Genomic DNA, 15,982 nt, shown 5'->3' with positions numbered 1-15,982 from the left:
TGTTAAATTTTATGGAATACTGGCTTCATTTTTGCAAAAGTTGTAAGTTCTTTGAAACCAATCTCCTTCAGTTTTGATTTTGTATAATTAAATTTATTAGTTACTTTGTCCGGTGTGTGACTGTCCGAACCAATAGTTAAAATTTTTCCTCCCAGTTTATAATATAGTTTCAGAATTTCAAAACTGGGGAGAGGATTTTTAGCATCAATTCTATAACCGGATGTATTAACTTCCAGTCCCTTATCCTTTCTAATAATTATTTTTAAAATTTCTCTTATTAGTTCAGCAGCTTTGTTGTTTTCCATTAAATCCGGTTGAGTATTAAAGTCTCCATAACGGCGGATAATATCCAGATGACCGATTACACTGTAATTATCATAGTTTCGGACGACTTCAAGCACGGATTTTAAATATTGAATATAAGCTTCCCACTGGCTGTAATTTTTAAAAAAATCTCCATTATAAAGATCTTTTTTTTCTGCAGTATGAAAAGATCCAATAATAAAATCAAAATCCTGATCTAAATAATTATTACATTCTTTAAGTATGTGAGACTGCAGACCTATTTCAACTCCCTTTTTAATAACTAAATCTCCCTTATATCTCTGCTGACACTTTTCTATTTCTTTTAAATATTTATTTTTATCAAGTAAAAACTCAATTGTGTTGTCTTTATAATCTATATCATGGTGATCAGTGATTGCTATTTCGTCCAGGCCTTTATCAACAGCTGTCTGACATAATTCGTCCATTGTCATTTCTGAGTCAGCTGAGAATTTAGAATGCAGGTGATAGTCAAAAGTATACATTAAAAATCTCCTCCAGGTTATTTATATTTAACTTTATCATAGCATAGTTTTTATTCAAATTAAATTTTTTTAAAATTTAAAGAATTATTTGTATCTAACTTTCAAATTGAATATAATGGTAATAGAAAGAATACAGAAAATTCGGGAGGGATAAATGATGGAATATAGAACAGTTGGTAAGACAGGAGTTCAGGTTTCTCCGCTCTGTTTTGGAACGATGTCTTTTGGTGGGATAGCTGACGAAGAGATGTCGCGCAAGATGTTTAAGGCAGCTCTAGATAGAGGTGTTAACTTTTTTGATTCTGCAGATGTCTATAATGCAGGACGCTCGGAAGAACTTTTGGGTAAGTTTATGCAGGAAAATAATTGTAGAGATGAACTGGTAATTACTTCTAAAGTATATGGTAAGACTGCTGAAGATGTTAATGCTCAGGGGCTCTCACGACGCCACATAAAATTGGGAGTAGAAGAGAGTTTAAAGAGATTGAAAACTGACCGCATAGATTTTTATTTTGTCCACAGTTTTGATAGTAAAACTGATATGCTGCAGACTTTAAGGGCTATGGATGCTCTGGTCAAAGAAGGTAAGATTTTATATCCAGCTGTTAGCAACTGGGCAGCCTGGCAGATAGAAAAGGCTCTTGGGATTTCCCGCCAGGAAAGTCTGGCCCGCTTTGAACTGGTGCAGCCAATGTATAATCTTGCCAAAAGACAGGCGGAAGTTGAAATTTTGCCGATGGCTGAATCAGAGAAAATGGGAGTTATTTCTTACAGTCCATTAGGTGGTGGACTGCTGACTGGAAAGTATGGAAAAGATACAAGACCTGCTAAGGGAAGACTGGTGGAAAGAGATGACTATGCTGCCCGCTATGGTTTAAAACAGTATTATCAGATAGCAGAAGATTTTAGCAATCATGCTCGTAATAGAGGTGTCGAACCAGCCTCGCTGGCAGTTGCCTGGGTAATGTCCAATTCGGCTATTACTGCTCCAATTATTGGGGCTCGTAATCTTGAACAGCTAAAAGGTTCACTGGGAGCATTAGATATCGAGATGACAGAGGATTGGAGAAAAGAAATTACAGAGCTTTCAATTACTCCTCCGCCGGCAACAGACAGATTAGAGGAACAAAAAAATATCAGTTATTTTTAAAAAATGGTTATTCGAGAAATTAATACTTATTAAAATACAGGAGGTTTTAATTAATGAATAAAAAAGAAATTGCAGGGATGATTGATCATACTATTTTAGGAGCAGAAGTAACTAAAGCAGCAGTGAGGGAAAAATGCAGAGAGGCAAAAGAATATAATTTTGCTTCAGTCTGTGCTAACCCGGACCAGGTGACTTTAATGGCTGAAGAACTTGCTGATTCTCCGGTAAAAGTCTGTACAGTAATTGGTTTTCCCCTTGGAGTTAATGCAACTATGACTAAGGTTGCAGAAGCCGAAATAGCAGCAGCCGAAGGGGCAGATGAACTTGATATGGTGATTAAAGTTGGAGCTTTAAAAGAAGGAGATTATGAGCTGGTTAAAAATGATATCAAAGCAGTTGTTGAGGCTGCCGGTGATAAGCTGGTCAAGGTAATTATCGAAACCTGCTATTTAACAGATCAAGAAAAGGTTAAAGCCTGTGAACTGGCAAAAGAAGCTGGAGCAGATTTTGTTAAAACATCTACTGGTTTTGGCAGTGGAGGAGCTACTGTAGAAGATATAACTCTCATGAGAAAAACTGTTGGTAAAGAAATGGGAGTTAAAGCATCAGGCGGAATTCACAGTCTGGAAGAAGCTAAAGCAATGATTGAAGCAGGAGCAACCAGAATTGGAGCCAGTTCCGGTGTACAAATTATCGAAGGTGATGAAGTAAATTCTGATTATTAAAATGATAAATTTTTGCTAGATATAAAGCTAAATACTTTTAAAAGGAGACCTGCTGGAGCTGATATTTTCCAGCAGGTTTTTAAGTTTTAAATTTAGCTTAAATAGTGTTAAAATTAAGACAGAATAGGAAATTTGCTAAAAGACTTGACAGTAGAGAACATAATCAATATAATAGATACAACATTTTAATACTTTAATATGATAAAGGACTAAATTAAACGGGAGGTTGCTATAGATGAATGCATTTGTAGAAGGTGTTCGAGATATTTTGCCGGCAGAACTTAGAAAAAGAAGAGTTATCTATCAGACTATCAGAGAGGTTTTTGAAGCCAATGCTTATCGGGAAGTCATTACACCAACCCTGGAATCTTTAGAATTGTATGCAGGTATAGAGGGTCTGGTTGATAAAAGTGAGATGTTTAAAGTTGTTGATGATAGGGGCCAGATTTTAGTTTTAAGGCCTGATTTAACAATGCCGATAGCTCGTCTGGCGGCAAGTCGTTTTCAGGATAGCCCCCGGCCTTTAAAATTTTCTTATTTAAGTTCTGCTTTCCAATCAAAAAATTCCCAGAGTTTAAGTTTAAAGGAAAAGACTCAGGCCGGTGTAGAACTAATTGGTTCTGCCAGTCTGGAATCTGATCTGGAAATGATTATGCTTTTAATTAAGACTTTAAAGAAAGTGGGAGTAGAAGCTCCTCTGATTGATATAGGCCATGCAGATTTGATTAATGAAATTTTTGCAGACTTAAAAATTGCTGAAAATGAAAAAGTAGAGCTGCGTAAATTGCTGGCAGCTAAAAATAAAATAGGTGTAAAGAATTATTTGAGAAAAGTTGAGCTTTCGGAGGATGCAGAAGATGTATTATTGAGACTTCCTTCTCTTTTTGGATCTCCTAAAAAGGTAATTGAAGTAATGAAAGAAATGCCTTTATCCCAAGAAACAAAAGAAGTCTTAAAAACTCTGTCCGGTCTTTTTTCCAGATTAAAAGAATTAGAATTACTGGATTATATTACTTTTGATCCAATGCTGATTTCGCGTCATGGTTATTATACCGGGCTGATTTTTAAGGGTTATGCCCGGGGATACAGTAATTTGCTGGCCAGTGGTGGTCGTTATGATAATCTAACTGAAAAATTTGGAGTAGAAGAACCGGCTGTTGGATTTGCTCTTGAAATTGAAAATTTGCTTGATTATTTAAATAGAACGGAGAACTTTGCTGAGGATCAGGAAAAAAGATTTTTGCTCTCTTATCAGTCAGATTCAGATATGCAGCTTGCTTTTGAGCTAGCAGAAGATTTAAGAAGGGCTGGCTTTGTAGCTGAAGTATATAATGGTGCCAATAAAGAGTATTTAGATTTTCAGCAGGTAAATTTCGAAATTTGCCTGGAAGCTGATAAACTGGAATTAAAACAAAATGGTGGTGCCAGTGCTGTAATTGAAAGAAACCAAAAAGAAGCTCTGGAGTACTTAATTTTAAATAAAATAGAGGAGTGGGAATAATGGACAATCTCTGTATTGCTATGGCCAAGGGGAGGCTGGCTAAAGAAGCAGTTAAACTCTTTCGTCAGGCTGGATATGACTTACCTGAAAATATGCTAAAATCACGCAAACTAATTTTCGAAATTGAGAGTGAAAAATTCGAAATAATTCTGGTTAAGCCGGCTGATGTACCAATTTATGTAGAATATGGTACAGCTGATCTGGGAATTGTAGGTAAAGACACCTTACTGGAGGAAAATAGAGATTTATATGAGGTACTTGATTTAGAATATGGAGTCTGTGAGTTTGCCCTGGCGGGATTACCGGACAGAAAAGATACTTTGCTTGAACGAAAAGTAGCGACTAAATATCCAGATTTTACCCGACGTTATTTCCGCAGTAAAGGAGAACCAGTAGAAATTATTAAACTTAATGGTTCGATTGAGCTGGCCCCACTTACAGGTCTGGCGGATACTATTTTAGATATTGTGGAAACAGGAAGAACATTAAAAGAAAATGGTCTGGTGATTTATGAGAGTATCAGAGATTTATCTGCTCGTTTGGTTGTAAATAAAGTGAGTATGAAGACCAGGCAGGATGAGATAGCTGCAATTATTGAAGCTTTAGACGAAGTAGTCAGTGGGGATGATAGTAATGCTTGAATTAAAAAAAATTAGCAATGGTCGTAAAAATGTTGAGCAGGTTAAAGAACTTTTAAATAGTCGTTCCGGTGATAATCTGGCTAAATATAGAGAGACTGCAGCAGGGATTTTAAAGAATGTGCAAAAAAATGGAGACCTGGCAGTTTTAGAATATACTTCTCGCTTTGATGGGGTAGACTTTGAAGCTTCAGAGTTGGAGGTAGAAGAGGCAGAAATTGAAGCTGCTTTGAAAGAAGTAGATCAAGATTTTATAAAAGCTTTAAAAAATGCGGCAGCAAATATTAAGGATTTTCATGCTGAACAGAAAGATAAGTCCTGGCAGAAACAGAAAAAACCAGGGATTATAACAGGACAGATCTGTCAGCCTCTCAAAAGAGCAGGCGTCTATGTTCCCGGCGGCAGAGCTGCCTATCCTTCATCTGTGTTGATGACTGTAATTCCGGCAAAAGTGGCTGGTGTCGAAGAAATTATTATGCTGACACCTCCTGATAAGGAAGGGGAGGTAAGTCCAGTTATTCTGGCTGCCGCAAAAATTGCTGGAGTAGATAGGATTTTTAAAATTGGTGGGGCTCAGGCAGTTGCAGCAGCAGCTTATGGGACTGAGACTATTCCCGGAGTTGACATTATTGTTGGTCCAGGCAACATTTATGTTTCAATGGCTAAAGAATTAGTTTTTGGACAGGTAAAGATTGATATGATTGCAGGACCAAGTGAGATTATGATCATGGCAGAAAAAGATTCTAACCCGGCCTATATTGCTGCGGACTTAATGAGCCAGGCTGAGCATGATCCGCTTGCTTCTTCAATTTTGGTGACAGATGCTCCGGAGTTAATTGATAAAGTTAAGGAGGAATTGGAAAAGCAGATTAAAGAAATGAGTAAAAAGGATATTATCAAAGAATCACTGGAAAATTTTGGTCTGATGATTGAGGTCGAAAATCAGGAGGCAGCTTTAGAAATGATTAATCTGGTAGCACCAGAGCACTTAGAATTAGCAGTCAAAAATCCATTTGAACTGCTGCCGGCGGTAGAAAATGCAGGTTCAATTTTTCTGGGGGAATATACACCGGAACCAATTGGTGACTATTATGCAGGGCCCAATCATGTTCTGCCGACTAATTCCACAGCCCGATTCTTTTCTCCGTTATCTGTTCGGGACTTTGTTAAATATTCTGGTTTTATTCACTACAGTAAAGAGGCACTTAAGGAAGCAAGTGATGATGTAATCTGTCTGGCAGAAGGAGAAGGTCTTGATGCTCATGCCAATTCGATAAAAATAAGAAAGCAGGATCAATAAGATTTAAGATTCAAACTTAGGTAAAAGCTACATTCAATCTTGAACCAGCAATATTAAAGGAGGAAATAATGAGCAGTAATAATTTAAATAAGAAGGAAGAAGCTTTAAAAGAGCTGTTGAGGCCTGAAGTCAGGGCGATATCTCCATATAGAGGAGAGGAGGATAATTTTGAGGTAAAGATAAATTTATCTGGTAATGAATCTCCTTTTGATCTGCCGGTAGAAATTAAGGAGAAATTTAAAGAAGAATTTGATCAGCATGATATTAACCGCTATCCGGAAATTTATTCTGAGCGTCTGCAGCGGACACTGGCCAGTTATTTGAGTCAGGAATTAAATAAAGAGGTAAGTACAGGAGAAATAATTGTCGGTAATGGTTCTGATGAGTTGCTGGATATGTTAATAAGAACTTTTGTCGAACCAGGAGATGTGGTTTTATCTCAGGCGCCTACATTTTCAATGTATCAGTATTTTACAGAATTAAGTGGCGGTAAATATAAAGAAGTACCGCTGAATGATGATTTCACATTTGAAAATTTAAAGGCTAAAATTGATGAATTTGAGCCCAAGCTAATTTTTCTCTGTTCTCCCAATAATCCCACCGGGGAAATTATTTCTCGAGAAATGATCTTAAGTTTAGCAAATTATTTTTCGGGACCACTGATCATTGACGAGGCCTATGCTGACTTTAATGACTTTGATTTGATGCCTGAGGTTGAAGACTATCCTAATCTAGCTGTTACTCGAACTTTTTCCAAAGCTTTTGGCCTGGCCGGTATTCGTTTTGGTTACCTTTATGGAAATAGAGTTCTGGTAAAAGAATTAGAAAAAGTTTTGAAACCATACAATTTAAATAGCCTAACTGATATTCTGGCTTGTTTAATCCTTGAAAATAATGATATTATAAAAGAAAGAATTAATTTAATCAAAAGCGAGAGGCAGAAGATGTATCAGAAATTAAATCAATATCAGGGATGGCGGCTTTATCCTTCAATGGCTAATTTCATTTATATTGAGGGAGAAAAAACTAAAGAGTTTAAAAACATTTTAAATCAGCAGGGAATTAAGATTAGATCATATGCAAAGGTACCGGCAGCAATTAGAATTACTATTGGCAGTAGGGAAGAAAATAAAGCTGTACTCAAAGCTTTTGAAGAATTTAAAGCGAAAAACTAGGAGTGATTTATAATGAGTAGAGATCGGGTAGCAGTTGAACAGCGTAAAACTAAAGAAACTGAGATTATTGCCAGCGTTAATCTGGATGGAGAAGGTAGAAGTGATATCAAAACAGGTGTTGGTTTTTTTGATCATATGCTGGATCAGATCGCCCGTCATGGTGATATTGATTTAGAGCTTTCGGTAAAAGGGGACCTTCATATTGATCAGCATCATACAATAGAAGACACCGGGATTGCTCTTGGTAGAGCTTTTGCTCAGGCTCTGGGAGATAAAAAAGGAATTAGCCGCTTTAGCAGTGCTTTAGTTCCTCTGGATGAGACTTTAGTCAGAGCAGTTATTGATATCAGTGGCCGCCCCTACCTATATACAGATTTACCTTTTTCAAGAGAGATGGTGGGAGATTTCCCCTCAGAAATGGTGGTAGAGTTTATGCGGGCCTTTGCTTTTAATGCCGGGATTACTCTTCATCTGGAGATTCTGCATGGTGATAATTGTCATCACCAGGTTGAGGCAGTCTTTAAGGCGCTGGCCAGAGCTTTAAAGGATGCAGTCCGGATTGAATCAGATAAAATTCCTTCCACAAAGGGTGTGCTTTAAGTGATAGCAATAATTGATTATGGAGCAGGCAATTTAAATAGTATTCAAAAAGCACTGGAGTTTGTGGGGGAAGAAACAGTTATTCTGGAAACTGGTAAAAAAGAAGAAATAAAAAAATATGATGCTTTAGTCTTACCGGGAGTAGGTGCTTTTCCCGGAGCTATGGAGAGGTTAAAAAGAGATGGATTTATAGATTTTATTGATCAATTTGTAAAAACAGGAAAGCCATTTTTAGGTATCTGTCTGGGGATGCAGCTTTTATTTGAATGGGGATATGAGGATCAGAAGACTCCTGGACTTGGACTTTTAAAGGGTGATGTTGTCAAAATGGACAGCCACTATAAAATTCCCCACATGGGTTGGAATCAACTGGATATTATAAAAAATGATCCCTTATTTAATGGTCTGCCGGAAAACCCTCATTTTTACTTTGTCCATTCCTATCAGCTAGATAAAGTGACAGAGGATGTACTGGCTACAGTTGGCTATGGGACTACCGTACCAGCAGTAGTCAGAAAAGATAATGTAATTGGACTGCAGTTTCATCCAGAAAAAAGTGGAGATAACGGGATCAAACTTTTGAAGAATTTTAGGGAGTTGTTATAGATGATAGTATTACCGGCAATTGACTTAAAAGCAGCTGAGGTAGTCAGACTAAAACAGGGGGATTTTGAGCGTAAAACAGTTTACAGTCAGAATCCACTGGCAGTTGCCAGGGAATTTGCTGCCAAAGGAGCAAAATGGCTGCATCTGGTTGATTTGGATGGAGCTTCTCAGGGAGTAAGTCAAAATCTCGCTGTAATTAAGAAGATAGCAGCAGAAACAGAACTTAAAATTCAGACCGGCGGCGGAATCAGAAAAAAAGAAGATGTCAAGCGTCTGCTAAATCTGGGGGTTAAGAGAGTAATTATTGGTACTCTGGCTGTAAAGAATCCGGAACTGCTGGCAGAAATAATAGAAGAATTTGGAGCAGCGAGTATTCTGGTTAGTATTGATGCCCGGGATGGGAAAGTTGCAACTTCTGGCTGGCTGGAAGCAAGTGAAAAGGATATGCTGGATTTTGCAAAAGAGATGGAAAAATTAGGAGTAAAATACATACTATATACTGATATTGGTAGAGACGGTATGCTGAGTGGCCCGGATTTTAAGGGCCTAAAAAAATTACAGACTGAGACAGATTTAAATATTATTGCTTCTGGCGGGATAAGCTGCAATCAGGATTTATATGATCTGGCTGCAGAAAATTTTTATGGTGCGATTACCGGTCAGGCAATTTACCAGGGAAAAGTTGATTTAAAAGAAGTCTTAGCAAAGCTGGGTGAAAAAGATGCTTAAAAAGAGAATTATTCCCTGTCTTGATATTAAAGATGGTAGAGTTGTTAAAGGTGTTAATTTTGTTGATTTAATAGATGCTGGAGATCCAGTAGAGTCTGCAAAAGAATATAATGATCTGGGGGCAGATGAGCTTGTATTTTTGGATATTACAGCAACTAAAGAAAAGCGTAAGACTCTAGCAGAACTGGTGGAAAAAGTGGCTGCTCAGGTTTTTATTCCCCTTACTGTCGGTGGAGGAATAAGAACGGTAGAGGATATGCAGTTTATTCTCCGGGCTGGAGCTGATAAAGTTTCGGTTAATTCAGCTGCAGTCAAAAATCCAGAGTTGGTTAGGGAAGGTGCAAAGATATTTGGTTCTCAATGTATAGTTGGAGCTGTTGATGCAGCCAAAAAAGAAAATGGAGCAGGCTGGGAAATTTTTATTCATGGTGGAAGTAAAGAGACCGGAATTGATTTAATAGAATGGGTTAGAAGGCTGGAAGAGCTTGGTGCAGGAGAAATTCTGCTGACCAGTATCAATGCTGATGGAACTAAAGATGGTTTTGATCTGGAAATGCTTAAAGCTGTAACTGAGTCAGTTAATATACCAGTAATTGCCTCTGGTGGAGCAGGTAATATTCAGCATTTTAAAGATGTATTTACTAAAACAGGAGCAGATGCTGCTCTGGCGGCTTCTATTTTTCATTTTGGAGAAATAGCGATTAAGGATGTCAAGCAAGAGCTTGCAAAGGCAAAGATACCAGTTAGAATTGAAGCTAAGAAGTAATAGATTTTAATAGAAAAAATAATAACGGATATTAGGAGTTTTTAAAGTTGTTCAGCAGAAAGGATATGGTGGTCGAGTGTTAGAAGTAATTGATAAATTAGATGAGATTGATTTTAAATTTAATCAGCAGGGTTTAATGCCTGCTGTTGTTCAGGATTATAAAACAAAAGAGGTGCTGATGGTTGCTTATGTAAATGAAGAAACCCTTAAGCTCAGCCTGGAAAAAGAGGAAACAGTTTTCTACAGCCGCTCCCGCCAGGAAATCTGGCATAAGGGAGAAACCTCTGGTAATACTCAAAAGATTAAAGAAATATATTATGACTGTGATCAGGATACGATTCTATTTATGGTAGATCCAGCAGGACCCGCCTGCCATACAGGTAAGACTTCCTGCTTTTATCGAAAAATTGCTGAAAACAGTGGTGAAAAGAAAAAATCTCCTGCTTTAGGGCAGCAGGCTCAGAATATTAAAGATGAGTTTGAGGAAGATAAGGTTATTGATTTTCTCTATAACTTGATTTTAAGTCGAAAAGAAGAAATGCCAGAAGGATCCTATACTACCTATCTTTTTGAAGAGGGAATAGATAAAATTTTAAAAAAGGTGGGAGAAGAATCAGCAGAGGTAATAATTGCTTCTAAAAATAAACCAGATCAAGAGCTGGTTCTAGAAACTGCAGATTTAGTATATCATATGCTGGTTTTGCTGGCTGAACGAGGAATCAATCCGGCTCAGATTAGAAATGAATTAAAAAAAAGACATAAATAAAATTTATATTTAGCAGATTATAAGCTAAGATTTTCTATTTGGTTAAAATATAATTTTGCTTAATAATTGAAGGTATCAGCACCTGGATTATTTTTCAGAGCGGCTGGTACCTTACTTTTTTGGCTGCCTTTTTTCTGTTTTTATGCTATAATATAGTAAAATGATTGATTTAATTTACTTTTGTTAATTTTAAGAAGAAAAGTCGGGAAAAGTGTCATCTGTAGGAGGGGAACTGGTGGAAAAATTACTGAGTAGATTTAAGTACATAATAATAATACTTCTGGCCCTGATCATGATTTATATTTTTTCAACTCAATATACTAATATTAGAGAAGTTGTAGAGAGTAAATATAACAGTCAGCAGCAGCTGGTCGAGAAAAATATTTTGCAGACTGTCAATTATATTAATAATGCTTATAAAATTGCCGAGCAGCAGTTAAATGGGGAGATGAAGGAGTATTCTGAGCAGTTGGTGGCAAAATATCGGGAAAATCCAGAGGTAATGAACTGGGATTTAGATAGACTGCAGAATAATTTTGCTGGCTATGATATATATATTGTAAATAAAGATTTAAAAATTATAAAAACCACTTATGAGGAAGATCTGGGTCTTGACTTCTCTAAATTTGGTAGTTTTGCTACTATTTTAAGAGAAAGAATGGCAGGCGACAAGTTTGAAGTCGATAGAATTGATATTTCTACTCAGGCTGGAGAAATCAAGAAGTACAGTTATATGCCAAGTCCGGATAATCAATACTTATTTGAGCTCAGTGTTAGTATTGAAGATCAGTATCCCTCTTTTCATAGTTTGAATCTCTTTAAAGATGCTACTGCTTTAACAGAAGAATATCAGCTGGTAGAAGATATTGCTTTTTACAGTGTAGAGCCTGTTAATCACCAGGTAGCAAAACTCAGAAATAGTAAAAAGCCTTATTTAAATCCAGATGTACCTGAGTTTGAAGAAGAATTGGCAAGAGAGGCTGTGCTCAACAATTCACTTCAACAAAATTCAAAGGAGATAGCTGGTGTTCATTATAGTTATCGCTTTTTTCCGGCGTTAGTTAGTGATAAAAAAACTGAGCAGGGATGGAATTCTTATGTAGTAGGAATTGTATATAATGATCAGATTATGCGAGAAGAAATAAGCGGGCACAGAAATCTATTTGCAGTTAACATAGTTCTACTGGCAGCATTATTTGCCAGTTTTATAGCTATTGTAGTTTACTTGCTAAAGCGATTTGAACATCAGGCTTATCATGACAAACTAACTGGTTTAGCAAATAGAAAATATTTTGTAGAAGAATTTAAAAAATTAAAAGAGAAAGCTGATTTTGCTGGGAATAATATTGGACTTGTTTTTATTGATATTGATAAATTCAAAACAATTAATGACAATCATGGCCATGATATCGGAGATCAGGTTTTGAAAAATATTGCTTTTAGAATGCAAAATAATTTAAAAGAAAAAGACTTAAAAGCCAGAATGGGTGGAGACGAATTTGTTGTTGCCCTGGCTGATTTAAGTTCTAAAGATAAAATAATTAAGATAACTAAAAGACTCATCAAGGAACTTAAGAAGCCATTAATTGTGAACGGAGAAGAAATTTTTATTAATGTTAGTGCTGGTGTTAGTTTTTATCCAGATGACAGTCAGGAACTTGAAGCTTTAATTAAAGATGCCGATTCTGCTATGTATAAAGCTAAAAGAGAGAAAAAAGATATAGAGATTAGTTTTTAATATAATAGTATATTTAGTTTTAGAAAGTCTTAAATTAGGAGCTTTAAAATGTTTAGTAAATATTTCAATGTAATGGCATTTCCTGCAGGTCCAGTCTGTAATTTAGACTGTGAATACTGCTATTATCTTAAAAAAACAGAGCTATACCCAAAGATAGATGATTTTCAGATGTCAGAGGAGACTCTGGAAAAATATATTAAACAGTATCTAGAGGCTCAGCCTGGTCCGTTGGTAAATTTCGGCTGGCAGGGTGGAGAACCAACTTTAAGAGGCCTGGAGTTCTTCCAAAAAGCAGTTGAATTACAGAATAAATACGCACCTGAAGGCTGGAAAGTAGAAAATTCAATCCAGACCAATGCAGTTTTAATTAATGATCAGTGGGCACAGTTTTTAAAGGAAAATAATTTTCTGGTGGGGGTAAGTCTAGATGGACCAGCAGAACTGCATAATAAATACAGAAAAGATAAAGCTGAAAGCGATACCCATCAAAAGGTAATGGCTGGAATAGAAACACTTAAAAACTATGGTGTAGAATACAATATTCTAACAGTAGTTAATGATTTTAATGCTCAAAAACCGGAAGCTGTTTATCAATTTTTTAAAGAAATTGAAGCCGATTTTATTCAGTTTATACCGATTGTAGAAATAGATGAGAATGGAGATATAACTTCTCGATCAGTAAAAGCAGAAGATTACGGTAAATTTTTAATTAAAGTTTTTAATGAATGGCTGGATGATCTGGGTGATATTTATGTACAGATATTTGAAGAGGCAGTCTCAGCCTGGTCAGGATATGGAGCCAATCTTTGTGTTTTCAGTAAAGAATGTGGTAAGGGACCTGTAATGGAGTATAATGGAGATTTATATTCCTGTGATCATTTTGTGGAACCTGAATATAAGCTAGGAAATATTAATGAGAAAAGTATTTTAGAGATGATGAATTCTAATCAGCAGCAGGAATTTGGTAGAGCCAAAAAAGAAAATTTAAATCAAAAGTGCCTTGAATGTGAGTATTTATTTTTCTGTAATGGCGGCTGCCCTAAAAATAGGATAATTGATACAGGAGATAAAAATAAACTTAATTATCTCTGTGAGGGATATAAAATTTTCTTTGCTTATCTAGACCCCTTTATGAATAGGCTGTCCCAAATGGTAAAGCAGAGAAAGTCTCCAGGGTTGATGAAAAGAGAGATGAAGAAAATTTATCAAGAGAAATGGGATACTGGTCGAAATGATCCCTGTCCCTGTGGTAGTGGAAAGAAATATAAAAAATGCTGTTTGGAGTCTCAATAATGATTTTGAAATAAGAAAAAGTCCTCCTGATGCCATTTGAGCAAAAAGGAGGAGTTGATTGTTTTATTTATCTACTGTATAACCTGTTATTTACACTCATTACCATTTTATTTGTAAATATATTTTAAAGACTTAAGCTATCTTTATTAAAAAGACAACTATTTTTCGTCTTTGAAAATCCTTTTAACGGTTTGATAGGCTAATTTAGGTCTGCGGTACTCATCAACAATTCCTTTATTATTTTTACTCCGGGGTCTGGTGTGGAACCAGGCATTACCAGCAGTACCGGGTTCACCCGGAATACCATCTTCACTAACCCGACAGTCAGCAAACTGCCAGATTAATGTACCGACAATTTCATCCTGGTCAAGATAATAGCTGAGCAGTTCATCTAAAAGATCCTGCTGTCTTTCTTCAGTCCACTTAACCCGGCTGGGTTCGCGGAAATTATAAATTGCTCCGGCTCCAAACTCACTGATGATTATTGGTTTATCAGCACCACCATTTTTATCAATCCACTTCTTTTCCCGCTGATAATATTTCGCTGGATCATCTGAAAACCAGTCATACCAGCCGCTGTAGATATTTAAAGATACTATATCAACCAGATCAAGGCAGATATCTTTAAAGTGTTCTCGGGTGGCAAAAGTTAAAGGTCGGCTCTGATCCATTTTTTTAATCTGTTCAAACTGTTTTTTATAAATTTCTCTGCCTTCTTCAGCAGCACTTGCACATTCATTTAAAATACCCCAGACAACAATTGCAGGGTGATTAATGTGGTTTTGTACCATTTCTCTATTGCAATCCGCACACTGCTGATCAAAATTAGGGTTCAGCATCTGCTCTAAGCTTAAACCGCGGGCATGATTTTCTTCCCAGACAAAAATACCGCGTTCATCACAGAGGTCAAGAAATAATTCATCATTTGGATAATGAGAAGTACGCACAGTATTGGACTCCAGATCTTCTATCAGATCAAGGTCTTTTTTCATTAAGGAGAAAGGAATTGCCGCTCCAACCATAGGGTGATCTTCATGGCGGTTAAAACCAAGCAGTCGGATTTCTTTACCATTTAACAGCAGCCTGGTTCCATCAACTTTAATTTCACGGAATCCTACTCTATCAATCAGATCGTCGATTAATTCTCCTTTAACATTTGATTTAGGATCAGACTCATCAGCAGCTAAATAGAGTTTAGCTTTTAATAAATACAGATTGGGATTTTCAGCTGACCAGCTTTTTGCTTCTGGGAAAGCAAAATCTTTTTCTATTTTAAGCTGACTATTTGCAGCAATTTCTGCCTGCTTAAAATCTAAGTTATATTTATCTCCGAGAAGAGCTTCAATATTAATTTTTAAAGAGTTTTCAGTTAAGTTTTCTAAAACAAGAGCAACCTTAGCTTTCCATTTTTCATTTTCTTGATAGGGAATAAATTCTATTCTTTTTATATAAGCTTCATTAATTTCCTCTACAGCAGCGCTTCTAATTAAACCTCCATATGTATAGTAATCATTTGGAGTATGCAGGGCAGACTCTTTAGAAAAAGAATTGTCTACTAAAACTTTTAACTCATGTTCTCCTTTTTCAACATCTTTTAGAATACAGTCAAAAGGTGTATAGGCATTATAGTGGTGAGCTACTTTTTTACCATCAAAGTAAACATCGGCAGTATGGCTGACTCCTTTAAAAAGCAGGCGCAGGTTAGTTTTCTCAGAAAGACTAATATTTTTTCTGTAGACTCCCAGTCCTCTATATGTCAGAAAATCAGGATGGTTTTCCCAGCAGCCAGGTACATTTAATTGATAGTTATAATCTTCCGGCTGTTCCTCTTTATTATCAATAGGGGAAAAATCCCATAACCCCGAAAGTTCTTTCTGTTTTCTAAATTGATGACGATCAAATAATCTTATCATTTTAATACCTCCCAGTATAAAATTTTAAAAATATTATGCTTAATTTTACCTTAATCACATTTTAACATAAATATAAGCTTAAAATCTCCGTATTTTTTTAGTTATTAAAGAAAAATTCTGCATATTTTTAGTATTGACTGCTCTCTTTTTGTTGATTTTTTATATTTTGGAGTATAAGATAAAGATATGCTTAATCTCAGATATATTTTTTGTTATATGATAAATTTTCTGCATATATTTAGGAGGGGTTTTTATCAAAGAATTATATGATCC

At 36.1% G+C, this 15,982-nt stretch carries 15 protein-coding genes; 13 read left to right on the top strand and 2 right to left on the bottom strand.

Translation table 11 applies throughout. From position 1 onward, the window contains the following. Nucleotides 1-2: 2 nt before the first annotated feature. Entirely contained in the window at nt 3-809 is an 807-nt protein-coding gene (locus DFR80_RS01185) for a histidinol-phosphatase HisJ family protein (RefSeq protein WP_076544925.1), read from the bottom strand. Nucleotides 810-966: 157 nt separating this feature from the next. On the opposite strand from DFR80_RS01185, the gene DFR80_RS01180 reads away from it, so the two are divergent. The 13 genes from DFR80_RS01180 to DFR80_RS01120 all read left to right on the top strand — a co-directional run bounded on the left by DFR80_RS01180 (nt 967) and on the right by DFR80_RS01120 (nt 13,796). After that, nucleotides 967-1,959: an aldo/keto reductase gene (locus DFR80_RS01180; protein WP_114488988.1), complete on the top strand. Its 993-nt coding sequence runs from the start codon at nt 967-969 to the stop codon at nt 1,957-1,959. Nucleotides 1,960-2,012: 53 nt separating this feature from the next. After that, nucleotides 2,013-2,684, top strand: a complete 672-nt coding sequence (gene deoC / locus DFR80_RS01175) for a deoxyribose-phosphate aldolase (protein ID WP_114488987.1) — start codon at nt 2,013-2,015, stop codon at nt 2,682-2,684. 235 nt (nt 2,685-2,919) lie between these two features. Then, the gene (gene hisZ, locus DFR80_RS01170; protein WP_114488986.1) at nt 2,920-4,185 is read left to right on the top strand and encodes an ATP phosphoribosyltransferase regulatory subunit; all 1,266 of its coding nucleotides are present in this window, start codon (nt 2,920-2,922) and stop codon (nt 4,183-4,185) included. Beyond that, the gene (gene hisG, locus DFR80_RS01165; RefSeq protein WP_076544918.1) at nt 4,185-4,826 is read left to right on the top strand and encodes an ATP phosphoribosyltransferase; all 642 of its coding nucleotides are present in this window, start codon (nt 4,185-4,187) and stop codon (nt 4,824-4,826) included. The genes hisZ and hisG overlap by 1 nt, the downstream gene beginning before the upstream one ends. Further along, nucleotides 4,819-6,123, top strand: a complete 1,305-nt coding sequence (hisD, locus tag DFR80_RS01160; protein WP_199505747.1) for a histidinol dehydrogenase — start codon at nt 4,819-4,821, stop codon at nt 6,121-6,123. Before hisG ends, hisD begins: the two co-directional genes overlap by 8 nt. Nucleotides 6,124-6,191: 68 nt before the next feature. Further along, entirely contained in the window at nt 6,192-7,298 is a 1,107-nt protein-coding gene (hisC, locus tag DFR80_RS01155) for a histidinol-phosphate transaminase (RefSeq protein ID WP_114488984.1), read from the top strand. 12 nt (nt 7,299-7,310) lie between these two features. Further along, nucleotides 7,311-7,898 carry an imidazoleglycerol-phosphate dehydratase HisB gene (hisB, locus tag DFR80_RS01150; protein WP_114488983.1) on the top strand — a complete coding sequence of 196 codons (588 nt, stop codon included), beginning with the start codon at nt 7,311-7,313 and terminating at the stop codon, nt 7,896-7,898. Next, nucleotides 7,899-8,504 (top strand): imidazole glycerol phosphate synthase subunit HisH, encoded by a 606-nt coding sequence (hisH, locus tag DFR80_RS01145; protein WP_114488982.1) that lies wholly within the window; start codon nt 7,899-7,901, stop codon nt 8,502-8,504. Further along, nucleotides 8,505-9,233: a 1-(5-phosphoribosyl)-5-[(5-phosphoribosylamino)methylideneamino]imidazole-4-carboxamide isomerase gene (gene hisA, locus DFR80_RS01140; RefSeq protein WP_114488981.1), complete on the top strand. Its 729-nt coding sequence runs from the start codon at nt 8,505-8,507 to the stop codon at nt 9,231-9,233. After that, nucleotides 9,226-9,999: an imidazole glycerol phosphate synthase subunit HisF gene (gene hisF, locus DFR80_RS01135; RefSeq protein ID WP_114488980.1), complete on the top strand. Its 774-nt coding sequence runs from the start codon at nt 9,226-9,228 to the stop codon at nt 9,997-9,999. Before hisA ends, hisF begins: the two co-directional genes overlap by 8 nt. Nucleotides 10,000-10,075: 76 nt before the next feature. Next, entirely contained in the window at nt 10,076-10,765 is a 690-nt protein-coding gene (hisIE, locus tag DFR80_RS01130) for a bifunctional phosphoribosyl-AMP cyclohydrolase/phosphoribosyl-ATP diphosphatase HisIE (RefSeq protein ID WP_114488979.1), read from the top strand. A gap of 235 nt (nt 10,766-11,000) precedes the next feature. Then, nucleotides 11,001-12,503 carry a GGDEF domain-containing protein gene (locus DFR80_RS01125; RefSeq protein WP_114488978.1) on the top strand — a complete coding sequence of 501 codons (1,503 nt, stop codon included), beginning with the start codon at nt 11,001-11,003 and terminating at the stop codon, nt 12,501-12,503. Between the two features lie 48 nt (nt 12,504-12,551). After that, nucleotides 12,552-13,796 carry an anaerobic sulfatase maturase gene (locus tag DFR80_RS01120; protein WP_114488977.1) on the top strand — a complete coding sequence of 415 codons (1,245 nt, stop codon included), beginning with the start codon at nt 12,552-12,554 and terminating at the stop codon, nt 13,794-13,796. A 158-nt stretch (nt 13,797-13,954) separates the two neighbouring features. Here DFR80_RS01120 and DFR80_RS01115 read toward each other — a convergent pair whose 3' ends face one another. Next, on the bottom strand, nt 13,955-15,709 hold the full coding sequence (locus tag DFR80_RS01115; protein ID WP_114488976.1) for a glycoside hydrolase family 2 protein: 1,755 nt from the start codon (nt 15,707-15,709) through the stop codon (nt 13,955-13,957). Nucleotides 15,710-15,982: the final 273 nt, after the last annotated feature.

The organism is Halanaerobium sp. ST460_2HS_T2 (assembly GCF_003337665.1).
Classification (GTDB): domain Bacteria; phylum Bacillota; class Halanaerobiia; order Halanaerobiales; family Halanaerobiaceae; genus Halanaerobium; species Halanaerobium kushneri.
This window is presented reverse-complemented; position numbering and strand designations above follow the sequence as displayed.